The organism is Sphingomonas desiccabilis (assembly GCF_004135605.1).
Lineage (GTDB): Bacteria > Pseudomonadota > Alphaproteobacteria > Sphingomonadales > Sphingomonadaceae > Sphingomonas > Sphingomonas desiccabilis.
Genome location: NZ_SDPT01000001.1, coordinates 931,387 through 954,016, shown reverse-complemented (window position 1 = coordinate 954,016; position 22,630 = coordinate 931,387). Strand labels below are relative to the sequence as shown.

22 protein-coding genes are annotated in these 22,630 nt (G+C 69.2%); 11 read left to right on the top strand and 11 right to left on the bottom strand.

What is annotated here, in order from left to right:
* Positions 1-112: 112 nt before the first annotated feature.
* From bla to EO081_RS04580, 4 genes are read right to left on the bottom strand one after another with little or no spacing between them, the layout of a single operon-like run.
* Positions 113-988, bottom strand: a complete 876-nt coding sequence (gene bla, locus EO081_RS04595; protein ID WP_129340717.1) for a class A beta-lactamase — start codon at positions 986-988, stop codon at positions 113-115.
* Positions 988-1,317, bottom strand: coding sequence for a 2Fe-2S iron-sulfur cluster-binding protein (locus EO081_RS04590; RefSeq protein WP_129340716.1), 330 nt, complete (start codon positions 1,315-1,317; stop codon positions 988-990). Before EO081_RS04590 ends, bla begins: the two co-directional genes overlap by 1 nt.
* Positions 1,314-2,405 (bottom strand): cysteine desulfurase family protein, encoded by a 1,092-nt coding sequence (locus EO081_RS04585; RefSeq protein ID WP_129340715.1) that lies wholly within the window; start codon positions 2,403-2,405, stop codon positions 1,314-1,316. The genes EO081_RS04590 and EO081_RS04585 overlap by 4 nt, the downstream gene beginning before the upstream one ends.
* The gene (locus tag EO081_RS04580; protein WP_129340714.1) at positions 2,402-3,457 is read right to left on the bottom strand and encodes a cysteine desulfurase family protein; all 1,056 of its coding nucleotides are present in this window, start codon (positions 3,455-3,457) and stop codon (positions 2,402-2,404) included. Before EO081_RS04580 ends, EO081_RS04585 begins: the two co-directional genes overlap by 4 nt.
* Before the next feature lie 94 nt (positions 3,458-3,551).
* Here EO081_RS04580 and EO081_RS04575 point away from each other — a divergent pair, with 94 nt between their 5' ends.
* The 7 genes from EO081_RS04575 (at position 3,552) to EO081_RS04545 (ending at position 10,286) form a co-directional block, all read left to right on the top strand.
* Complete coding sequence (locus tag EO081_RS04575) at positions 3,552-4,208, top strand: alpha/beta hydrolase (RefSeq protein ID WP_129340713.1); 657 nt, start codon at positions 3,552-3,554, stop codon at positions 4,206-4,208.
* A gap of 88 nt (positions 4,209-4,296) precedes the next feature.
* Positions 4,297-5,076, top strand: a complete 780-nt coding sequence (locus EO081_RS04570) for a hypothetical protein (RefSeq protein ID WP_129340712.1) — start codon at positions 4,297-4,299, stop codon at positions 5,074-5,076.
* 48 nt (positions 5,077-5,124) lie between these two features.
* Complete coding sequence (locus EO081_RS04565; RefSeq protein ID WP_129340711.1) at positions 5,125-5,913, top strand: TerC family protein; 789 nt, start codon at positions 5,125-5,127, stop codon at positions 5,911-5,913.
* A 127-nt stretch (positions 5,914-6,040) separates the two neighbouring features.
* Positions 6,041-6,379 carry a GFA family protein gene (locus tag EO081_RS17320; protein WP_129340710.1) on the top strand — a complete coding sequence of 113 codons (339 nt, stop codon included), beginning with the start codon at positions 6,041-6,043 and terminating at the stop codon, positions 6,377-6,379.
* 355 nt (positions 6,380-6,734) lie between these two features.
* Positions 6,735-9,248, top strand: a complete 2,514-nt coding sequence (locus tag EO081_RS04555) for a PAS domain S-box protein (protein ID WP_129340709.1) — start codon at positions 6,735-6,737, stop codon at positions 9,246-9,248.
* Positions 9,245-9,934: a sensor histidine kinase gene (locus EO081_RS04550; protein ID WP_129340708.1), complete on the top strand. Its 690-nt coding sequence runs from the start codon at positions 9,245-9,247 to the stop codon at positions 9,932-9,934. The genes EO081_RS04555 and EO081_RS04550 overlap by 4 nt, the downstream gene beginning before the upstream one ends.
* Positions 9,921-10,286, top strand: a complete 366-nt coding sequence (locus tag EO081_RS04545) for a response regulator (RefSeq protein WP_129340707.1) — start codon at positions 9,921-9,923, stop codon at positions 10,284-10,286. Before EO081_RS04550 ends, EO081_RS04545 begins: the two co-directional genes overlap by 14 nt.
* Before the next feature lie 278 nt (positions 10,287-10,564).
* On the opposite strand, the gene EO081_RS04540 is transcribed toward EO081_RS04545, so the two are convergent.
* Together EO081_RS04540 and EO081_RS04535 are read right to left on the bottom strand one after the other, a co-directional pair.
* A complete protein-coding gene (locus EO081_RS04540; protein WP_129340706.1) occupies positions 10,565-11,008 on the bottom strand; it encodes a GNAT family N-acetyltransferase in 444 nt (147 codons plus the stop codon).
* Positions 11,009-11,124: 116 nt separating this feature from the next.
* A complete protein-coding gene (locus EO081_RS04535; protein ID WP_183947818.1) occupies positions 11,125-12,093 on the bottom strand; it encodes a threonine ammonia-lyase in 969 nt (322 codons plus the stop codon).
* Between the two features lie 144 nt (positions 12,094-12,237).
* Between EO081_RS04535 and EO081_RS04530 the strand changes: the two genes are divergently transcribed.
* The 4 genes from EO081_RS04530 (at position 12,238) to EO081_RS04515 (ending at position 16,091) form a co-directional block, all read left to right on the top strand.
* Entirely contained in the window at positions 12,238-13,467 is a 1,230-nt protein-coding gene (locus tag EO081_RS04530; RefSeq protein ID WP_129340705.1) for a type III PLP-dependent enzyme, read from the top strand.
* 108 nt (positions 13,468-13,575) lie between these two features.
* Positions 13,576-14,634, top strand: coding sequence for a 1,9-bis(guanidino)-5-aza-nonane synthase (locus EO081_RS04525; RefSeq protein ID WP_129340704.1), 1,059 nt, complete (start codon positions 13,576-13,578; stop codon positions 14,632-14,634).
* Positions 14,635-14,739: 105 nt separating this feature from the next.
* On the top strand, positions 14,740-15,720 hold the full coding sequence (locus EO081_RS04520; RefSeq protein ID WP_129340703.1) for an alpha/beta hydrolase: 981 nt from the start codon (positions 14,740-14,742) through the stop codon (positions 15,718-15,720).
* Positions 15,721-15,842: 122 nt separating this feature from the next.
* Positions 15,843-16,091 (top strand): PEP-CTERM sorting domain-containing protein, encoded by a 249-nt coding sequence (locus EO081_RS04515; protein WP_129340702.1) that lies wholly within the window; start codon positions 15,843-15,845, stop codon positions 16,089-16,091.
* A gap of 30 nt (positions 16,092-16,121) precedes the next feature.
* Here EO081_RS04515 and EO081_RS04510 read toward each other — a convergent pair whose 3' ends face one another.
* The 5 genes from EO081_RS04510 to EO081_RS04490 are packed head-to-tail and all read right to left on the bottom strand — an operon-like array spanning position 16,122 to position 22,624.
* On the bottom strand, positions 16,122-18,008 hold the full coding sequence (locus tag EO081_RS04510; protein ID WP_129340701.1) for an XrtA/PEP-CTERM system amidotransferase: 1,887 nt from the start codon (positions 18,006-18,008) through the stop codon (positions 16,122-16,124).
* A complete protein-coding gene (gene xrtA, locus EO081_RS04505) occupies positions 18,008-19,537 on the bottom strand; it encodes an exosortase A (protein WP_129340700.1) in 1,530 nt (509 codons plus the stop codon). Before xrtA ends, EO081_RS04510 begins: the two co-directional genes overlap by 1 nt.
* A complete protein-coding gene (locus EO081_RS04500) occupies positions 19,534-20,718 on the bottom strand; it encodes a TIGR03087 family PEP-CTERM/XrtA system glycosyltransferase (RefSeq protein ID WP_129340699.1) in 1,185 nt (394 codons plus the stop codon). Before EO081_RS04500 ends, xrtA begins: the two co-directional genes overlap by 4 nt.
* Positions 20,718-21,788: a FemAB family XrtA/PEP-CTERM system-associated protein gene (locus tag EO081_RS04495; RefSeq protein WP_129340698.1), complete on the bottom strand. Its 1,071-nt coding sequence runs from the start codon at positions 21,786-21,788 to the stop codon at positions 20,718-20,720. Before EO081_RS04495 ends, EO081_RS04500 begins: the two co-directional genes overlap by 1 nt.
* On the bottom strand, positions 21,785-22,624 hold the full coding sequence (locus EO081_RS04490; protein WP_129340697.1) for an XrtA system polysaccharide deacetylase: 840 nt from the start codon (positions 22,622-22,624) through the stop codon (positions 21,785-21,787). Before EO081_RS04490 ends, EO081_RS04495 begins: the two co-directional genes overlap by 4 nt.
* Positions 22,625-22,630 lie beyond the last annotated feature (6 nt).

Genomic DNA, 22,630 nt, shown 5'->3' with positions numbered 1-22,630 from the left:
AGAGCCCGTATCGAGAGGTCGGCGCGCGCGGCTCTCTCGATACGGGCTCTCGACAAGCTCGTTCCCTACTCGAGACAAACGGGTGGGGAATGGTGGGGCCGCGGAAGATCTCTCAGGCGAACAACTGACCCACGAGTGCGCCGACCGAGGCGATCGCCCGATCCGCCTTCTCCGGCGCGATGCCGGGCGCGTCGAGATAGCAGGCGATCAGGATCGGCTTACGGTTGGGCGGCCAGGCGATGGCGATGTCGTTGGCCTGCCCGTTGCCGCTCGTGCCGGTTTTGTCGCCGACTCGCCAGCCCTTGGGCAGCCCGGCGCGCAGCCGCTTGTCGCCGGTGCGGCTGCCGATCATCCAGTCGGCCAGCTGCTTGCGCGAGGTCGGCTGGAGCACGTCGCCCGTCAGCAGCGCCGCCAGCAGCGTCGTCATCGCCATCGGCGTGGTGGTGTCGCGCAGCTCGCCGGGCTTGTACTCGTTGAGCTCGGGCTCCACGCGGTCGAGACGGGTGATCGAATCCCCTGCCGAGCGCAGGAAGCGCGTCAGGCCGGAGGGGCCGCCGAGCTGCGGAAGCAGCAGGTTGGCGGCGGCGTTGTCGCTCCACTCGATGGCGGCGGCGCACAGCTCCGCAAGCGTCATCTCCCCGCGCGACAGGTTCTCGCGCACCACCGGGGCATATTCGAGGAGGTCGCCCTGGGTGAACCGGATCGGGCGCTGGACGTCGAGCTCGCCGCGGTCCGCCCGCGCGAGGATCGCGGCGGCAAGCGGCACCTTGAACGTCGAGCACAAGGGATAGCGGGCCAGCGGGTCGAGCCACAGGCGACGTCCGGTGCCCGTGTCCAGCACGGACACGCCGAGGCGGCCGCCTGCCTCACTGGCGATCGCGGCGAGTGGATCCGCGGGCGCGGCGAAGGCGGCGCCGCCCAGCGCCTCCAGCCAGGCGGGCAGCAGCACCGTGGCCGCGGCACCGCCGACGAACTCGCGCCGCCGCATCAGCGCCGCCTCGCGTCGGCCTGCTGGCCGGGCATGCGCACCGTGAGGCCGTCGAGCGCCTCGGTGAGCGTGATCTGGCAGGCGAGCCGGCTGGTGCGGGTGGCGCCGGGGGCGAAATCGAGCATGTCTTCCTCTTCCTCCGAGGGCGGCGGCAGCAGGTCGGCGAACTCCGGCGCGACGATGACGTGGCAGGTCGAACAGGCCATCTGACCGTCGCAGGTGCCCTCCAGCGGCTGGCCATAGGCTTGCGCCAGGTCGAGCAGCCGGTCGCCGGCGGCGCCGCGCGCCTCCTCCACCGCGCCGTCGACGCCGATGAAGCGGACGATCATGCCGCCACCTGCTGCGCGCGCGCCGCCGCATCGATCCGGGTGATGGCGTTCAACAATTCCTCCTCGCTTGTGGTGCGGCCGAAGCCGATGCGGATGCTCGACCGCGCCTCCGCGTCCGACAGGCCGATTGCGCTGAGCACATGGCTCGGCCGGCCCGACCCGCTGGCACAGGCGGAGCCGGCGGAAAAGGCGATGTCGCGCAGGTCGCTCATCAACCGCGCCACGTCGAGCCCTGCGCGCCGCAGGTTGAGGTTGCCGCGGTAGCGGTGCTCGGTCGAGCCGTTCACGTGCCAACCGGGTCCGAGCGCGGCCAGTGCCGCCTGGGCGAGGCGGGCGACGTGCGCAATGTCGTCGTCGTGCCGCGCCACCGCGAGCCCGGCGGCGGCGCCGAAGCCGGCGCACAGTGCCGGAGAGAGCGTGCCGGAACGTCCCGGCGCCTCCTGTCCCCCGCCGTGGAGCAGCGGCGCGAGCGGCACGCCGTCCCGGACCCACAGCGCGCCGACACCCTTGGGCCCATGGATCTTGTGGGCGGAAACGGCGACCAGATCGCAGCCGTCGGGGATGGGCACCCGGCCATAGCCCTGCACCGCATCGCACAGAAACCGCGCACCTGCGGCGTGGGCGAGTGCCGCGAGCTCCGCGATCGGCTGGATCACGCCGATCTCGTTGTTGACCAGCATCGCCGCCACCAGGCCGGTGCCGGGCGCGATCGCGCGGGCGGCTTCCTCCAGGTCAACGCGGCCGTCGCTGCCGACCGGCAGGACGGTGACCGCACGGCCTTTTCGCGCCTCGGCAGCGACGGTGTCGAGCACGGCGGCATGCTCGGTCGCGAGCGTCACGATCGGGCCCTCGCTGCCCTGGATCGCCCAGTTGAGCGCCTCGGTGGCGCCGGAGGTGAAGGTGACCCGGCCGCCGGGCGGCAGCAGTCTGGCCACCTGCCCGCGCGCCACCTCGACCGCGGCGCGGGCGGCGCGGCCTTCGCGGTGCGGCGAGTGCGGGTTGGCGTGCTGGCGCTCCAGCCAGGGGAGCATCGCCGCCAGCGCCTCGGGCGCGAGCGGAGTCGTCGCCTGATAGTCGAGGTAGCTCATGCCGCGCGGCTCCGCGCCTCGCGGGCGATCGCGGTCCAGGTGTCGGCGAAGCGACGGACGTCCTCGGCCCGCGTGTTCCAGCCGAAGCTCACCCGGACCACCTCGCGCGCGGCCTGCGCTTCCCAGCCCATCGCCCCCAGCACATGGCTGGGCTTGAGGCTGCCCGACGAGCAGGCGCTGCCGGCGGACACCGCGATGCCGCTGCCGTCGAAGCGGATCAGCTGCGCCGCCGAAGGAACGCCGGGCATGCGATAGGCCGCAATGGTGGCGAGGCGCGGCGCGGCGGCGGCCACCAGCTCGCCGCCTTCTGCGACCACCGCCGCGTCGAGCATCGCGCGCCACTCGGCCGCCTGTTCCAGCCAGTCGCGCGGCGCTTCCAGCGCGGCTGCGAAGCCGAGCACGCCCGGCAGGTTCTCCGTCCCGCCGCGATAGCCCTGCTCCTGGCCGCCGCCGGGTTCCAGCACGCCGAAGTCCCGGACCAGCAGCGCACCGATGCCCGGCGGCCCGCCCAGCTTGTGCGCGGACACCGCGATCAGGTCCGCGTCGGGCAGCGGGAGCTTGCCCGCCGATTGCGCGCAGTCGGTGAACAACAGGTCGCCGCGTTCGCGGATTTCGCTGGCGAGCGCGTCGAGCGGCTGCAGCACGCCCGTTTCCGAGTTCGCCGCCTGGATCGCGAACAACCGCCGCTCGCCGGAGGGCTCGGGCAGCGAAGCCCGTCCTGCCGCGTCGACCGGCAACCGTTCCGCGTCGCCCGCGGCGCGCAGCACCGCGTCATGCTCGGTCGGCGACACCGCGATCCGCACGCCCTTGGCGCGGCCGAGCGCCAGCGCGATCGCCTCGCTCGCGCCGCTGGTCAGGATCACCTCATGCTGCCAGCCGAGCGCGGCGGCGATGCGGGCGCGGGCGTCCTCCAGCCTGCGGCGGGCGGCGCGCCCCTCGGCATGGGGAGACGAGGGGTTGGCCCAGCGCGCCATGCCGTCCGCCACGGCGGCGATCGCCTCGGGTCGCATCGGCGTCGTCGCGGCATGATCCAGATAGAGTCGTTCGGCCAAGAATCGTTCCGATTGCGCGGGAAAGCTTGCCGCCTATATAGCGCGCAGCTTGCTGCGCCCAACCGCGCGCCCCATTTCTCTCGGCAGGAAGCCCATGCCCGAAGTCATCTTTCCCGGCCCGGAAGGGCGCCTCGAAGGTCGTTTTGCCCCCGCCCCGCGCCCGCGCGCACCCGTGGCGATGATCCTCCACCCGCACCCCAACGCCAGCGGCACGATGAACAACCGCATCGTGCAGGAGCTCTACAAGACCTTCCAGCGCCGCGGCTTCGCGACGCTGCGCTTCAACTTCCGCGGCGTCGGCAAGAGCCAGGGCACGTTCGACAACGGCGTCGGCGAGCTGTCGGACGCCGCTTCCGCGCTCGACTGGGTGCAGAGCTTCCACCCGGAAGCGCAGACGACCTGGGTCGCCGGCTTCGGCTTCGGCGCCTGGATCGGCATGCAGCTGCTGATGCGCCGTCCCGAGATCCGCGGCTTCATCTCGATCGCGCCGCCGGCCAACATGTTCGACTTCACCTTCCTGGCGCCCTGCCCCTCCTCGGGCATCATCATCCAGGGCGAGGCGGACGAGGTGGTGACGCCGGCCGCGACCCAGAAGCTGGTCGACAAGCTGCGCACCCAGAAGCACATCACCATCCACCACGACGTCATCCCGGGCGCGAACCACTTCTTCGCGGACGAGATGCCGGAGCTGATGGGCAGCGTGGACCGCTATCTCGACATGCGGCTCGACCCGAACTCGCCGATCCGCTGACCCGGCAGCCCGGGGGCGCCGCGCGTCCCCGGGGCCGTTTCCAACACATGATTGCGGCGCCTGCGCGCGCGGTGTAGGCGCGCCAGCAATGCGCGCGGCGTCCGATCCCATCTCGTCGTATCGCGCGTCCCGCCGGCCCCGCACGATCGCGCTGCTGCTGGCGGTCGGGATCAACGTCCTGATCCTCATCATGCTGCTGACGCTCGCGCCCCGGCTGGCGGCCCCGCCGCCGCCGGAAGCGCAGCCCCCAGTCTTCGACATCACCCCCGATCTCCCCGAGACCCAGGCCGCCGGCGACCCGGAGGTGCCGAAGACCGGCGGCGGCGCCACGGCGCGCAGCCGCCCCAAGGCCGCGGTGACGGCGCCGCCGCCGCCGCCCAGCGCACCCCCCGCCCCGCAGCCGACCCCCAGCATGCTGGTTCTGAGCAGCGACGATTTCGCGGCCTCCGACATCGGCGCGATCCGATCGACGCGCGGCACGGAGCTTGCCGACAGCGGTGCTGCGGACGAGGGCGGCGACGCGGCGCACAGCGGTGCGGCCTATGGCCCGGGCGAAGGACCCGGCGGCGAGCGGCTGTACCGGGCGGAATGGTATCGCCGCCCGACCGATCGGGAGCTTGGCGCCTATATGCCGCCGCAGGGCGCGCCGGCCGGCGCCTGGGCGGAAATCGCCTGCCGCACCGTCGCCGACTATCGCGTCGAGGACTGCCGCGAGCTGGGCGACTCTCCGCGGGGATCGCGGCTGGCGGGCGCCATCCGACAGGCCGCATGGCAGTTCCGCGTCCGCCCGCCGCGGGTCGGCGGAAAGCCGATGATCGGCGCCTGGGTCCGCATCCGCATCGACTTCACCCACCGCCCCCAGCCCTAGCCTCGCGGCGGCGTTGTGCCGGCGCCGGGCCCCGCATAGACTGCGGGAATGGAAAGCCTGCTCGCCCTCTTCTCCGACCCGACGGCCTGGGCCGCACTGATCGCGCTCGTGGTGATGGAGGTGGTGCTCGGCATCGACAACCTCGTCTTCATCTCGATCCTTTCGAACAAGCTGCCGGAGGAGCAGCGCGCCCGTGCGCGGCGGGTGGGGATCGGGCTGGCACTCGGGATGCGGCTGATCCTGCTTTCCATGATCGCCTGGCTCGTCGGGCTGACCGCGGTGGTCTTCGACCTGGGGATCACCGGCCCGCTCAACGATTATGGGCAGCCGGCGTTCGAGACCGCCTTCTCCTGGCGCGACCTGATCCTGGTCGCCGGCGGGCTGTTCCTGATCTGGAAAGCGACCAAGGAGATCCACCACAATGTGGACGCCACCCCGAGCGACGACCTGCTCGACAAGAAGCAGGTGGCGGCGATCACCTTCGGATCGGCGATCGTCCAGATCATCCTGCTCGACATGGTGTTCTCGATCGATTCGATCCTGACCGCGGTCGGCATGACCGACAATCTCGCGGTGATGATCATCGCCGTGCTCGCCGCCGTCGGCGCCATGGTGCTGGCGGCCGATCCGCTGGCGAACTTCATCGCGCGCAATCCCACGGTCGTGATGCTCGCGCTGGGCTTCCTGCTGATGATCGGCGCGGTGCTGATCGCCGACGGCTTCGGCGTCCATGTGCCCAAGGGCTACATCTACGCGGCGATGGGCTTCTCGGTACTGGTCGAGCTGCTGAACATGCTCTCCCGCCGCGCGCAGCAGCGCAAGGGTGAGAAGCGCTAAGTCCGGTCCCGCCGCGGCGGCGCCGGCCAGGTCGTGGACTCATCAAGCGGACGGCCTGGAAACGCGCTAATTGCAGACATTCACCCAGGGTGCAAAGTTCAGCTGAAGAAGACGAAGGAGCGCTGACTTGAACAAGCTTCGGGGAAGCTGTCATTGCGGTCGTATTCAGATCATCCTTCGCGATACACCGGTCGAAGCGAGTGAGTGCAACTGCTCGATCTGCAGGCGTACTGCCGGGCTCTGGCACTATTGCTCACCTGATCTGGTGAGCGTTGAAGGATCTGGAGTGGCTTACCGTCAAGGAGATTGTGCGCTCGACCTATGGCACTGCGTCGCATGTGGCTGCACAACGCACTGGACGCCGACAGACCCTTGCTACCTGCGGATGGGTGTCAACCTACGGATGTTCGATCCCGAGGTCTGGAGCGGCCTGCCGCGACGAATGGTCGATGGAGCGAGCTACTAGCAGGTTTGGGTTTGAACGTCCGCCTTCCACCCACCGGTCGCCGCTCGCCGCGGCGAAACCGGACCCCAGAAGCGGACGGTCAGCTACCGCCCAAATGCGGTCGTCCACAGCGATTTGGACGGAGCCTCAAATTAGCCTCTCAGTGATGGGTCTCAAGGTTCCAGTGTGACAGCCACGTCAGCGGCTTTCATGTCACTGGAGATAACGCGCGCGTGGTGGCCGGCGTTGCGAACCGCCGAAGCCTTCGATTGCTTGTTGCGCCACTTGGAGCGAACCTCCGCCCTTCACTCGAGCGCTTAAAAAGCCTGCTCGCGGCGATGGTTAAACCGAATAGCTTGCGGGGCGTTCAGGGAAGATGGCTGACCACAGCGAGATGATGCGGCGCCAGCGCGCGCTGGCCGATTTCGGGGACTTCGTGCTGGATCACGAGGACCTGGACGAAATCCTCAACGAGGGCTGCCGCCTTGTCGCCGAGGCGCTTGGCGTAGATCTGGCCAAAGTCTTGGAGATCGACCGGGAGACGAACACCGGCCTTGTGCGGGCGGGCGTCGGTTGGCGCCCGGGGGTCGTTGGCCATGAACGCGTTGATCTCAGCGAGCGCTCTTCCGAAGCCTATGCGATCGAAAGAACAGAACCGGTCATCACCAACGACATCGCGAGCGAGGAGCGGTTCGAATTCCCGCTATTCCTCCGCGAACACGGCGTGGTCGCTCTGGTGAATGTGCCGATCCTGCTGCCGGGACGCAGGCCCTGGGGCGTGCTGCAAGTCGACGCACGCGAGCCCCGCGAGTTCGACGACCAGAGTATCGAGTTCCTCAAGACCTATTCGATGGTGCTGGGGCCGGTCATCGATCGCTTTTTCGTCGCTGCGGAACGGGAGCAGGCGCGCAGCGGACTGGCTGCACGCGAGGAGCGCCTCGGTCGGCTTCTGGACGGGATGGGTGAGGCGTTCGGTATAATCGGCCCAGACTTCACCATCCTCGAGCAGAACCGCGAAGCTCTTCGACTGAGCGGGCGCCGCCGTGACGAAGTGATCGGGCGGTCGTATTGGGAGGTTCATCGCGGCAGCGAGGGGTCTGCGGTCGGACAATGTCTCAAAACGGCGATGGCTCAGCGGGTGCCGGTTGTCCTGGAGCATGAAGACGCTTCTGACCCTGCGCGTGCGTTGTGGCTCGACATGCGTGCCTATCCGACGGCTGGCGGTGCACTCGCGGTCTTCTGGCGGGACGTGACCGAACGCAAGAGGGCCGAGGAAACACTGCGTGCGAGTGAGGAGCGACAGGCGTTCCTGCTTGCCGTGGGCGACGCCATGCGAGCGCAACCCGGGGCGCGCGAAAAGATCGAAGTGGCGGCCCGGCACCTGGGCGAGCGGCTGAGCGCAACGCGAGTGTTGTTTGCGGAGTTCGACCACGCGATGGGCGTCGCCGATGTCTTCGCCGGCTGGTCTGCCGACGGTACGCGCCCCTTCCCGACGGTCATGCGTCTAGAGGACCATGACGGTCCGGTTCTGGACGACCTTTGCGCGGGCCGCACAGTGCGGATCAATGATGTAAACCTGCTCGCCGATCAGCCGGCGCTTGCCGCGATTGCAAGCGTGGGTGTGGGAGCACTGCTCAGTGTCCCGCTGCTTGTGCATGGCACGCTGCTTGTAAATCTCAGCATCCATCAGCAGGAGGCACGCCGCTGGACGGACGCGGAGGTTGCGCTCGTCCAAGACGTTGCCGAGCGGTTATGGGCGGAGGTGGTGCGCGCCCGCGCCCAGGCGGCGCTGCTAGCAAGCGAGGAGCGCTATCGCGAGCTATTCGAGCGGATCGACGAGGGCTTCTGCATCATCGAAGTCGTTTTCGATGGCGATGCGCCGGTCGATTACCGGTTCCTGGAGGTGAATCCCGCCTTCGAACGCCAGACCGGCATTGTGGACGGCAAAGGCCGCCTCATGCGTGACATCGCACCCGAGCATGAGCAGCATTGGTTCGATGTCTACGGTGAGATTGCCCTGACCGGCGCTGCGAGGCGGCTCGAGGCGCCTGCAAAGGCGCTCGGAGACCGCTGGTATGATCTGAACGCGTTCCGCGTAGGCGAGCCGGAACAGCGGCGCGTGGCGATCCTGTTCAACGACATCACACAGCGTAGAAGCGACGCCGCAGCACTGCGCCAAAGTGAAGAGCGGTTCCGGCTGATCGTCGAGAGCGTCCACAGCTACGCCATCTTCACGACCGATCGCGATGGGATCATCACTTCGTGGCCCGCTGGGGCGGCGGCCGTCTACGGCTGGTCGGCAGCCGAGATGTTGGGCGAATCCATGGACCGCACGTTCCTGCCGGAAGACATCGCGAAAGGCGCTCCGGAGGAGGAGCGGCGGATTGCCGCTTGCGAGGGCTGCGCGCCGAACGTCCGCTGGCATGTGCGCAAAGACGGCGAGCGCATCTTCATCAATGGCTCGACACAACCTCTCCTGAGCGCGGACGGTGAGATTCGCGAGCTCATCAAGGTCGGAGAGGACATCACCGAAGACCGTCGCACGCAGCAGACGTTGGCCGAAAGTGAGGAGCGGTTGCGCAACGCCGCCGAAGTAGGTGGCCTGGGTCTTTGGGACTGGAATGTCACCACTGGGGAGGTCCACTGGTCGGACGAGCATTACCGGATGGAGGGGTATGCAGTCGGTGAAGTAAAGCCCAGCTACGAGGCCTGGGCGTCTCGCATTCATCCTGATGACCGGCAGAGCGCTGAAGGAGCGCTTCAGCGGGCAATGGAGCATCGGGAGGTGTTCGCGCATGAATTTCGCGTCGTCCATCCAAACGGGTCGGTGCACTGGCTCTCCGGGCGCGGCCGGTTTTTCTACAACAACGAGGCGAGCCGGTTCGCATGATCGGCGCGATGGTCGAGACGACCCAGCGGCGGGAATGGGAGGAACGTCAGCAGGTGCTGATCGCCGAGCTTCAACACCGGACGCGCAACCTAATGGGCGTTGTTCGCTCGATCGCGGACAAGACCGTTCGAGCGAGCGCTGACCTTGCGGATTTCCGTAGCCGCTATCGCGATCGCCTCGACGCGCTTGCCCGGGTCCAGGGGCTGCTCTCACGGCTCAACGAACATGATCGGGTGACATTCGATGAACTGATCCAAACGGAGCTTGCCGCTATGGATGGCGGGATCAGCCGGGCCACGCTCGACGGACCATCGGGCATTCGGCTGCGCTCCTCGACCGTCCAGACCCTCGCCATGGCGCTGCACGAGCTTGCGACCAACGCCGTGAAATATGGGGCATTGGGGCAGCCACAGGGGCAGCTTGTCGTCTCATGGGCGTTCGAACGATCAAGCGTCGACAACAAGCCGTGGCTTCATATCGACTGGCGCGAGAGCGGAGTAAAAATGCCAACTCCCGGAGTGCGCACGGCTGGAACCGGACAGGGGCGCGAGCTGATCGAAAGGGCGCTGCCTTATCAGCTCAATGCCAAGACAACGTACACACTCGGACCGGACGGCGTGCATTGCACGATTGCTATGCCAGTTTCGGAAACCGCAATGGAGGTAGAGGAAAATGCTTCAGCATAGTGTTGAAGGTTGCCGCGTCCTCGTCATCGAGGACGAGTATTATCTTGCCGACGATCTTAGGACCGAATTGGATGATGCTGGCGCCATCGTCATCGGCCCGGCCGGCAGCGTTGAAGACGCCATGGACCTGATCGCATCGCAATCGCATCTGGACGCCGCGGTGGTCGATATGAACCTGGGAGGGGAGCCTGCCTCTCCTGTCATCGATACGCTGCTCGAGCGTTCAGTCTTCGTCGTCCTTTCTACCGGATACGATGAAGACGCGATACCCGAGCGGTTCAGGCACCTTCCGAGGTGCGAGAAGCCAATCCGCATTGGCCGACTAACGACGATATTAGGTGAGGCATTCTGACCGGCTGCATGGAAGGGATCGGTGACGGTGATCGCTTTCACTCACCCATAAGTGGACAGGCAGAAATCCACCTGCAGGGGGAGCCCGTGCCCTGCCTTCTAAATCGAAGTGCGCTGACGCCGCCTACCTGCCTGACAGCGGCCTTTCCGCTTCCCACCCAATCCCTGCCGCTCCATTCATACCGCTACAGCCTATCGCCGCCGGGCCCGGAGGCCCATCAGCGCGATAGGCGGGGCGGCTTTCCCGGTTGGGTTCGTTTTCGGGATAGCGCACCCGCGTCAGAGTAAAGGGATGCCATAAGCGTAAAAATCGGTGTCCCGCGTCCATCCGGCCCGCTCGTATAAAGATTGAGCGGCCGTGTTGGTTACAGCGGTAGAGAGTGAGAGCCGCGCCGCGCCTACGTTCCGGCTATACTCACATGCCCCATTCAGCAAAGCTCGACCAGTTCCAGTGCCGCGCGCGTCAGGAGCGACGAACAGATCATTCAGGATGAACGTGCGCGCGAGTCTTGTCGAAGAGAACGACGGAAATAGCTGCACGAAACCAACCGCGTGACTTCCATCAAAGGCAAGCAGGATGATCGACTGCTGATGTTCGAAGCGATCACCGAGGAAAGATCGAGCGCCGATCGGATCGGACGGCTGCCCATAGAACTGCCGATAGTCGTCGAACAGCGGCACCAGTGTGTCCAGATCAGCGATAGTAGCTTGGCGAACGATCAACAACGGACTCCCGCAGCGGTTTACCAGTCCGACGGTGAGCGGAACGGGTACAATATGTTCACCAAGCTCGGCCGTTCAGTGCTCGACCTTGAAGCTGTCGTGGATAGGTTCACGCCCTAGTCTTCTCCCGCCAGCACGGCCGCATAGTCCTGCGGGTCGACGTTCCCGCCCGACAGCAGCACCAGCATGCCGTCTGCCGGCGCCAGCTTGCCGGCGAGCAGCGCCGCGAGGGCGACCGCGCCGCCGGGCTCCACCACCAGGCGCAGCTGGCGCCCGGCCCAGCGCTGGGCTTGGCGGATCTCGGCCTCGCTGACGGCGACGCCGGTCGCGCCCCGGCGTGCGATCACCTCGAAGGTGAGCGGCGACACCCGCTGCGTCTGGAGCGCGTCGCACGCGGTGTCCGGCGCGTCCGGCGCCACCGGTTCGATCCAGCCGGCCTCCAGCGACGCACGCATGTCGTCCCAGCCCTCCGGCTCGACCACCGTCAGCTCGGCGTCCGGCAGGGCGAGCGCGAGGCCGGCGGCCAGGCCACCGCCGCCGCAGGGCGTCACCACGTGGCGCACGGGTCCCAGGCCCTGCGCCTCCATCTGCTGCGCGGCCTCGATCCCGGCGCTGCCCTGCCCCTCGATCACCCAGGGATCGTCGAAGCTCGGCACCAGCGTCGCGCCGCGCGCGGCGGCGAGTTCGCCGGCGATCCGCTCGCGGCTCTCGGTGCGGCGATCGTAGCGCACCACCTCGGCGCCGAGTGCCAGCGTCGCCTCCCGCTTCACCTCCGGCGCATCGGCCGGCATGACGATCGTGGCCGGCATCCGCAGCCGCCGCGCCGCCCAGGCGACTCCCTGCGCGTGATTCCCCGACGAGAAGGCGACGACGCCGCGCGCGCGCGCCGCTTCGTCGAGCGCCGTCAGGCGATGCCACGCGCCACGGATCTTGAACGCCCCGATCGGCTGGAGCGATTCGGCCTTGAACGCGACCCGGCACCCGCGGATCTCGGCCACGAAAAGCGGTGTCGGGGGAAGGATTTGGGCGATCTTTGCGGCCGCATCCCGCACTCCGGCGCGTGTGGGCTGTCGCACGATGGTCACATTTCGTCTCCGCAGCGGGCGTGATGCGAGTCAGGCGCTTTACACGCCGGTTCACCGACCCTATGTGCGCCATCCGCTGCCCCATGGGACTTCCAACCGCAAGGCAGCTCTTGTGTCGAACTACCCCGTTGGAGGTCCCTTGAATTGGCCGAACACCATAGCGCGCTGGGGCTAGCAATCGCCCACTCCGATGCCGTCCGCGGCGTCGACATCGCCCAGCGTGCCCCGGTCCAGCCGGTAACGCTCGTCCGTCCGCACGCCGCGCGTCGGGCCGCCCGATTCTTCGTCGAGAAGTTTCCGGGCCGGTCGATGTATGCGGTGAAGGCGAACCCGTCGCCGGATCTCCTGCAGATCCTGTGGGACAGCGGCATCACCCATTTCGACGTCGCCTCGATCGCCGAGGTGCGGCTCGTCGCGCGCACGCTTCCGGACGCGACCCTGTGCTTCATGCACCCGGTCAAAGCCGAGGAAGCGATCGCGGAGGCGTATTTCACCCACGGCGTGCGCGTCTTCTCGCTCGACACGATCGAGGAGCTGGAAAAGATCGTCCGCGCGACCCGCGGCGCAGAAGACCTGACGCTGTGCGTCCGGCTGCGCGTGTCGTCGGATCACTCCAAGCTCAGCCTCGCGTCGAAGTTCGGCGCGGCGCCGCACGAGGCGAAGGACCTGCTGTTCGCGGCGCGCCAGGCGGCCGACGCGCTAGGCATCTGCTTCCACGTGGGCAGCCAGGCGATGAGCCCGGAAGCCTATGGCAATGCGATGGAGCGCGTGCGCGCCGCCATCGTGGAGGCAGCCGTGACGGTGGACGTGATCGACGTGGGCGGCGGCTTTCCGTCGACCTACCCGGGCATGGAGCCGCCGCCGCTGGAGCGCTATTTCGAGACGATCCACCGCGCGTTCGAAAGCCTGCCGGTGTCCTATTCGGCCGAGCTGTGGGCCGAGCCGGGCCGTGCGCTGTGCGCCGAGTACAGCTCGCTGGTGGTGCGCGTGGAGAAGCGCCGCGGGGCCGAGCTCTACATCAACGACGGCGCCTATGGCGCGTTGTTCGATGCGGCGCACATCGGCTGGCGTTTCCCGGTGCAACTGCTGCGCGAGCCGGAGTCGGACGCCAAGGACGTGGGCTTCAGCTTCTACGGCCCGACCTGCGACGACATGGATCACATGGCGGGTCCGTTCGAGCTGCCGGCGGACATCCGGGCGGGCGACTATGTCGAGATCGGCATGCTCGGCGCCTATGGCTGTGCGATGCGGACGGCGTTCAACGGCTTCGGTTCGGAAGAGACGGTGATCGTCACCGACGAGCCGATGGACTCGCTCTACGTCGCGCTGGAAACGGCCGATCGGGCCACGCGCTCGAACGTCATCAAGCTTTAACGGCCGCAAGGCCTACCTATATGGGCGGCGGGCGCTGACGGCCTCCGCCGCCCTTGACGGGTTTCGTGCGTCCCCTTGAACGACGCCGGTCCTGAAACTGGGAACACCATGACCGACACCACGATCAACGACAACCGCAAGGCTGAGCTGCTCTCGTCCGTCGTCGAGCATATCGACATCAAGAGCTTCGACGCGCGTCCGATCATCGATTCGATGCAGAAGATGAGCTTCACCAGCCGCGACCTGGCGCGCGCGACCGGCATCTACAACCAGATGCTGGAAGACCCGAATTGCTCGATCTTCCTGGTGATCGCGGGCTCGACCTCGGCCGCCGGCTGCATGGACCTCTATGCCGAGCTGGTGCGCAACAACATGGTGGACGGCATCGTCGCGACCGGCGCGACGATCGTCGACATGGATTTCTTCGAAGGGCTTGGCCACAAGCACTATCAGGCGCTGGAGATCCCCGACGACGACACGCTGCGCTCGCTCTACATCGACCGCATCTACGACACCTACATCGACGAGGAAGACCTCCAGAACGTCGACCACACGATCTTCGAGATCGCCGAAACGCTGGAGCCCCGCGCCTACAGCTCGCGCGCGTTCATCCGCGAGATGGGCAAGTATCTCGTCGAGCACGGCAAGAAGGAGAACAGCCTCGTCAAGCTCGCCTACGAGCATGACGTGCCGATCTTCTGCCCGGCGTTCACGGACTCCTCGGCAGGCTTCGGGCTGGTGAAGCACCAGGTCGATGCGATGAAGGCGGGCAAGCCCTACCTGACCATCGACTCGATCGCGGACTTCCGCGAGCTGACCGACATCAAGATCGCGGCCGGCACCACCGGCCTGCTGATGATCGGCGGCGGCGTGCCGAAGAACTTCATCCAGGACACGGTCGTCTGCGCCGAGATCCTGGGTCACGACGACGTCGAAGTGCACAAGTACGCGGTGCAGATCACCGTCGCCGACGTGCGCGACGGCGCCTGCTCGTCCTCGACCCTCCAGGAGGCGGCGAGCTGGGGCAAGGTCAACACCGGCATCGAGCAGATGGTGTTCGCGGAAGCGGGCTCGGTCATGCCGCTGCTGGCGTCCGACGCCTTTCACCGCGGCCACTGGAAGAACCGTGCGAAGCGCGGCTGGGCCAAGCTGTTCGGCGGCAAGTAAGCCTCTTCGCACCTGAAGGAACGAACCCGCCCGGGCATGCCCCGGGCGGGTTTTTCTTTGGGCCTCGTCGCGGTACCTGTGGTTCCAAAGACAGGGAGAGGCACCATGACGATCGACCGCCGCACGCTGCTCGGCACCGCACTCGCACTGCCGGTCGCGGCCGCCAGCCAGGGCGCGCAGGCACAGGCCCGCACGGGCATGACGCCGTGGCCGCCGGCGGAGCATTTCCGGCTGTGGCCGGGCAAGGCGCCCGGCGCGCCGGCCAAGCTCCCCACCCCCAGGCCCGAGATGAGCGGCAACCCGGCGCAGCCGGAGCTGTGGATGCGCGGCACCGCCGATCCGATCGTCGCGGTGTACCGGCCAGAGCGGCCGGATGGGCGCGCGGTGATGTCGATTCCGGGCGGCGGCTATGGCTTCGTCTCGCTGGAGAATGAGGGGATCGACGTCGCCAGCGTCCTCAACCGGCTGGGCGTGACCGTGTTCGTGCTGAGCTACCGGCTGCCGGGCGACGGCTGGGCAAACCGCGCGGATGTGCCGCTGCAGGATGCGCAGCGCGCGATGCGGCTGATCCGCGCCAATGCCGGGCGCTACGGCATTGACCCCGCCAAGCTCGGCGTGCTCGGCTTCTCGGCGGGCGGGCACCTGGCCGCGTCGCTGACGGTCGGGCATGATGACCCGATCTACACGCCGGTCGACGCCGCCGACCGTCAGTCCGCTCGCCCGACCTACTCCGGCCTCGTCTATCCCGTGACCAGCCTCTCGAAGCCGGGGACCCATAGCGGCTCGGCGAACAACCTGCTCGGGCCCAACCCGGACGAGGCGACCCGCCGCCGCTACGACACCCCGCCCCGCATCACGGGCGCGACCCCACCGCTGTTCCTGGTCCACGCCATCGACGATCCGCTGGTGCCGCTGGAGCAGAGCCTGGACGTGCTCGCCGCCGCCCGGGCGGCCAAGGTGCCGGTGGAGGTGCATCTCTTCGAAAAGGGCGGCCACGGCTTCGGGGCGAAGCACCTGCCGGAGACGGCGCCGGGCCGCGACTGGCTCCGCCTGTTCGACCTGTGGGTTCGCACGCACCTGAGTTGAACCGCCGGGCACTTCCGGTCCCAGGCTGGCACAACCGCGGCCGGGTGGAAGTTACGTCCTCGTTTACTTCGTTTCCGGCCCCGGGATACTTTGGCCGGAACAGAGGTGACAGGGGAATCGAGATGAAGCTTTCCACCATGGTTTGCGCGGCACTGCTCGCTGCGGCGGCAAGCACGCCCGCGCTGGCGACCGGCAAGGGCTCAAGCGGCGGCTGGTGGGGCGGCTCCAGCGGCGGCCACACCGGATCGAGCGGCGGGCACACCGGATCGTCCGGCGGAACCCCGGCGCCTGTGCCGGAACCGGCCACCATGCTGCTGCTGGGCGGCGGCGCGGCGGCACTCGCCTTCGCCCGCAAGCGCCGCGCGAAGTAAGCGGTCGGGCGGCTCCGGCCGCCCTGCCCCTCAGCCGAACAGGCGGCGCATCGACCGGTCGAGCATGACCAGCTGCCACAGGGTACGCCCATGCTCGGCCCGGCCGGCCCGGTGATCGGCGGCGAGCCGCTCGACCGCGGCCGGCTCGAACCAGTTCGCCAGCACGGGTGAGCGCGCAAGCGTCGCCGCCTCGGCCGCGAGCGCGTCGCGGAACCAGGCGCTGACCGGGGTCACGAACCCCATCTTGGGCCGGTAGAGGATCTCCTTCGGCAGCCAGGGCTCGAGCGCCTTCTTCATCAGCCACTTGCCCTGCCCGCCGCGCAGCCGAAGGGCCGGCGGCAGCGTCGCCGCGAATTCCACCAGCCGATGATCGAGCAGCGGCTCGCGCGCCTCCAGGCTCACCGCCATGCTGGTGCGATCGACCTTGGTGAGGATGTCGCCCGGCAGCCAGTGCTGCATGTCGGCATATTGGGCGGCGTCCAGCGCGTCGCGCGCCGGCGCCGCGCGCATCGTCGCCACATAGCGCTGCTCGCCGCGATAGCCGCCGAGCGCCGTGCGCGTCGCTGCCGCATAGAGCCGGTCCCGGGTTGCGGGCGCCGTGACCCCGACCGCCCGCGCATAGGCAGTCGCGCCATCGTCGGCGAGCGCGAGCAGCGTCGTCTTGGCGCGCAGCGGCCGCGGTGCCCAGTCCGCCTTGGGATAGGCTCTGCCGAGGGCGCCGAAGAGGCGCGAACGCCATTGCGCCGGCAAGATTCCCCGAACCCGCTCCTCCGCGACATGGAAGCGATGGCGGCGGTATCCGGCGAACGCCTCGTCCGCGCCATCGCCGGACAGCGCCACCGTGACCGTCTCCCGCGCCAGCGCGCAGACCCGATAGGTGGCGAGTGCCGAGGCATCGGCGAAGGGCTCGTCGAAGGCGTCCACCAGCGTGTCGATCAGGCCGAAGTCGTCGGAGGCGACGACGCGGGTGCGGTGCTCCGTCGCGAAGCGGCGGGCGACCAGATCGGCATGGGCACGCTCGTCATGATCGGCTTCCTCGAAGCCGATGGTGCAGGTCTTGACCGGCTGGCGGCTCGCCTCCGCCATCAGCGCGACCACTGCCGAGCTGTCGACGCCGCCGGAAAGAAAGGCGCCGAGCGGCACGTCGGCGACCATGCGGGAGCGGACGGCCTCGCGCAGGTGGTGCACCAGCTGCGCGGTCAGGTCGCGGGTCGAGCCCCGGGCGCGCTGCGAGAAATCCACGTCCCACCACCGCACCGGCTCCGGCACCGGCCGGCCGCGCTCCAGCAGCAGGAAGTGCCCGGCGGGCAGCTTGCGCACGCCGGCGACGATGCTCGAGTCGTCGGGCACATAGCCGAGCGCCATGTAATCCTCGATCGCGCCCAGATCGGGCGCGCGACGGACCAGCGGATGGGCGAGCAGGCCCTTGAGTTCCGACGCGAAGGCGACCGCGCCGTCCGACAGCCCGACATAGTGGAGCGGCTTCACGCCCAGCCGGTCGCGGGCGAGGAACAGGCTGCGCGCCTCGGCATCGTAGAGCGCGAAGGCGAACATGCCGTTCAGCCGCGACAGCAGCCCCGGCCCCCAGGCGCGCCAGCCGTGGAGCAGCACCTCGGTATCGCCGTCGGTCGTGAAGCGGGCGCCGAGGCCCGCGAGTTCGGCGCGCACCTCGCGGTAGTTGTAGATCTCGCCATTGAAGACGACGACGTGGCTTTCGCCGGGCGTCGCCATCGGCTGCGGGCTGCCGGCCACGTCGATGATGGAAAGGCGCCGGTGGCCGAGCCCGACGCCCGGTGCCGTCCAGATGCCCGATCCGTCCGGCCCGCGATGCGCGAGCGCGTTGGTCATGGTCGCGATCCGCGCCGGCTCGATCGGCTTGGGGAGCGCGGGATAATAGAGGCCGGCGATGCCGCACATCAGCGCGCACGCCCCGCGACGGAGGCGGCCAGCCGGTCGATCGGTCCTGCGGCGGCAACGAAGTCCTCGGCCGCCGCGCGGGCAGCCGGGCCGCCGCCCTGCGCCGAGACCAGAACGGCGACGGCCAGCGGCGATCCGCCGAGCAGCTTCACCTTGAGCGTCTCCAGCTTGACCCGGCGGGCGCTGCCGGTCGTGACGTCGCCCAGCCGATACCAGGTGAAGGTCTGGCGCTCGACCGGGCCGGGCGCGGTCATGCGCACGCCGCTGCTGCCGGCGAGCGGCGGCAGGTCCTCGACCCGCACCCAGCGATCGTTCTCGCGAATGGCGCCCTGGCCGAAGCCGACCAGTTCCTTGCCCTCCCGCTGGCCCGCATAGACCGCAATCGCCAGGTCGACCCGGCGTCCGCGTGCATCGACATAGTGGCCCAGCACCAGGCGATCGGCTCCGGGATAGTTGGGCGTCCAAGCCGGCCCGTCGGCGGGTGCCGTCTGCCGCCAGCCGGGGACCGCCGGCGGGGTTGAGCGTGCAGGCAGCGACGCAGCCCTGCCCTCGGCGGCCCAGCCCCAGCCGGCGAACAGCAGCGCGATCCCGAGCACCAGCCCGCTTGCGAGCGGCAGGGCGAGGGTCCGGGTGACGGGCGCCTGCAGCGCGGCGGGGTCGAACCAGGGTGCGTCGGGATCGCGATCGAACCAGTGCCAGCCGATCGCCATCACCGCCGCCATCACCAGCGCGAAGAACACCCAGCCATAGACGATGTGGTCAAAGCCGGTGGCCGCCTCCACCGAGGTCAGGTGCGCGGCATAGATGGTGCCCGCCGCGCGCACGCCGTTTGCCAGCACCGGCACGATCAGCGCCATCGCCAGAAAGGCCGCGCGCCGCCGCCAGCGGACATAGCAGACGTTGGCGACCAGCACGCCATAGGCGGCCATTGCGATCACGAACTTTGTGCCCGAACAGGCCTCCGCCACCTCGAAATAGCCGTTCGGGATGGTGATCAGCACGCCATCGACGACGGCCGGGACACCGAGCAGGTGGAGCAGTCCCATCGTCTGGCGGACGGTCAGCGCCTGGAGCGGCATCTCCAGGAAATCGCCGAACGGGACCAGGAACGCCATGTAGCCGAGCGGAAAGGCGAGTCCGCGCGCGACATTGGGGCCGAGCAGCGCCACCACCGCGCCCGCGAGCATCGTCACCAGCCCGGCGTGGCGGAACAGCGCCACGGCGGCCGCATCGCCGACGAGCCAGGCGAATCCGCCGGCCGCCACCGCCAGCAAGCCGCGTGCCCAGGCCTGGGGGCGCAGCTGCGCCAGTTCCCGCCGCCGCTGCCACACCAGCCAGCCGAGGATCGGCGGCACGAACAGGCAATGGCCATAGGTGGTGGAATTCCACCAGATCCCCAGCATGTGCGCGACGTCCCGCCGGAAGATCAGCAGCAACGCGGCCCAGGTGCCGGCGAGGCCCGCCAGCGAGGCGAGCCACCGCGAGCCGAGGCCGGCGGCGAGCGGCGGCGATGCGAGCGTCCCGCTCATGCCGCCTCCAGCTCCAGCAGCGCATCGAGCGGTGCCAACTGCGCATCCCAGCCGTAGCGACGCTGCACCTGCCTGCGTGCCCGAGCCCCGATCGCGGACGCCTGGGCCGGATCGGCGAGCAATGCCGAGATCGCGTTCGCGAAGTCTCCCGGCGCGCGCGCCACGGAAAGCCAGCCGTCGTGGTCGATCCCCTCCGCCGCTTCCGGCGAGGCGACCACCGGACGCGCCATGGCCATCGCCTCCAGCACCTTGTTCTGGACACCCCGGGCGATGCGGAGCGGCGCGACCACGACGCTTGCCGCAGCCAGCCAGCCGCGGACGTCCGGCACCTCGCCGGTCACCAGCACGCCGGGCACCTGCGCAAGCGCCCGGACCGCCGGCGTCGGCGCCCGGCCGACGATCGCGAAGCGGGCGCCGGGATGTCGTTCCCGAACTTCCGGAAGCACGGTCTCTGCGAACCAGGCGACCGCATCGATGTTGGGGCGATAGTCCATCTGGCCGGTGAAGACGATCAGCGGCCCGGCTTCGGACACCGGCGCACCCGCAGCCGGATCGTAGAAGCCGGTGTCGATGCCGTTGCCGATCGCCCGCACGCGTGGCGCACCCGTCGCCTTGCGGAACAGCGCGGCTTCCGCCTCGCTGACGAACAGGCTGGCGTCGACGCGTGCGGCGACGTCAGCCTCGAACGCCTGGAGCAACCGCGCCTCGCGTGCGAGCAGCCAGCGCATCGGCCCCCTCGCCTCGCCCGCATATTGCGCGAACTTGGCGGAATCCATGTCGACGAAGTCCATCACGATCCGTGCCCTGGAGCCGGCGGGAAGATACTGCGCCATCTGGCCGGAGAAGCCGTAGATCGCGTCGATCGGCTCGCGCGCCAGTACGTCGCCCACCGCCGCGCGCATCGCGGCGGCATCGAAGGCGGTAAGTGAGAACGGGCGGCGGGTCGCCAGCGCCTGGGCGACCGCCCGGACACGGCCCTTGCCGCGCCACAGGATCGTGCGGCTGGCGGTCGCCTCCACGAGCTGGGCACGCGGCTGCAGATCGCGGCGATCGTCGGCAAAGGCGCAGAGATGGACCCGATGGCTGCGGGCCAGGTGCCGCAGCACGTGCCAGCCGCGGATCTTGTCGCCGCGGTCGGGCGGGAAGGGCACCCGGTGCGCCAGGAACAGGATCGATGCCATCAGCCGAGCCCGCGCGCGATCCAGGGGCCGACCCGGTTGGCGACGGCGAGCGGCAGCCGCTGCCAGGCGGCGATCTTCAGCCGATACTTCGGGTTGAGCGGACTGGCGTCGCGGGGCGCCGCGCCGTCGCGGGTCCAGGTCGCATAGGCGAGCGGCCGGGGCGGGAAGCCCCAGTTCTTCTTGAACGCGGCCGGCCCCGTTCCGGCCTTGGACCGGCCGAAGTCGAAGGCAGTGCAGCCGCGATCGCGGGCGTGCCGCATGAGCGCGAAGTACATGGCGTCGTTGGCGCGCAGGGCACGGGCGGCGCGGGTCCCGCCGCCCCAATAGGGGTACACGGTGCCGCGCCAATAGAGGCTGAGCACGCTCGCCACCGGCCTGCCGCCATGGCGCACGGTCAGGATATCGGCGCCTTCCGGCCCGAACGCGTCGAGGACCTCGCGGAACAGCGCCGGCGGGAAGACCGGCGTGCCCAGGTTGCGGACGGACTCGCCGTAGACGGCGAAGTGCTCGGCCAGGTCCCGGCGGCTTCGCCCGGTTGCGATCTCGAAGCCGGCGGCGAGCGCCTTGCGCACCTCGGCGCGCTGCTTGCGCGGGATGGCGGCGAGTTCTGCCGCATCGTCCGCGGCGATCGGGCGGACGAAGCCGAGATAGCGGCCCTCGTCCACCGTCCAACCGGCGCCAACGGGCGCGGGGCCGCCGCGCAACTCGATCGTCGGCGCGTCTTCCGCCTCCGCGATCGCCAGCGCCTGCTCGATCAGCGCTGCCTGCGCCACTTGATCGTCGCCGAGCGGGCCGCCGGCGACGCCGAAGCCGGTCGAGACCAGCGCGGTGCCGAACAGGCGCGATCGCAGGGTGGTGAGCGGCAGGATCGCCGCCACGGCGTCGCCGCGCTCCGCCACCAGCATGGCGAAATGCTGGCCGGTCGCCCGCGCCGTCGCCGCACCCCAGGCCGGGAGGTGAAAGGGCGTGCCGCCCGATTGCCCGGCCACGAAGCCGGCGATGCGCGCGATCTCGGCCGCATCGTCCAGCCGGGCGGTGCGGACGGTCAATCCCGCGGCGAGCTGCGTCACGCGCGCTGCGCCTCCGCGGCCACGATCGCGTCGGCGCGCTCCCAGCGATGCCGGCGCAGCAGCCGGCGCAGCTTGCCCTCCATCGCGCCTAGGCGGGCGTAATGGCGCAGGCGCGAGCGCATCGCCGCACCGGCCACCCGCGGCTGGCCCGCGTCGATCTCCCACGGGTGGAAATAGAACATCGCCGGCCGCCCTTCCCCGGCATTTGCCTGCGCCACCGCTCGTTCGGTGATGGCCCCCGGCAGCAGCCGGAAGAAGCCGCCGCCCGCCGGCACCTGCCGCCCGAGCAACCGCGCGGTGGTGATCGGCCATTCGATCAGGTCGCTGTCGGCAAGCGGACGAAAGGGATGCGGCGGCGCGTCCGGCCAGCCATAATGGTCGTGGCGGACCGGGGCGACGCTCGACGAATAGCGGTGCCCCGTCTCCGCCAGTTCCGTATGCGCCCAAGGAGTGCGCGCGTCGATCGAGAAGCTGGGCGCGCGATAGCCGGTAACGGCGACGCCGCCCGCATCCTCCAGCGCCGCCCGCGCCCTGGCGACATCGGCGCGGAACTGATCGGGCGTGAAGGTGAAGACGCGGCGGTGATCCCAGCCATGGCTCGCGACCTCATGCCCGGCCTCGGCGATGCGGCGGATCAGGCCGGGCGCCCGCTCCGCCACCCAGCCGAGCGTGAAGAAGGTCGCCCGCGTGCCGGTCTCGGCGAACAACGCCAGCACGCGATCGGTATTCGCCTCGACCCGGCTTTCCAGGCGCGGCCAGTCCTCGCGGGCGATCACCGTTTCGAAGGCGCCGACCTGGAACCAGTCCTCGACATCGACCGACATGGCGTTGCGCATGGGCGG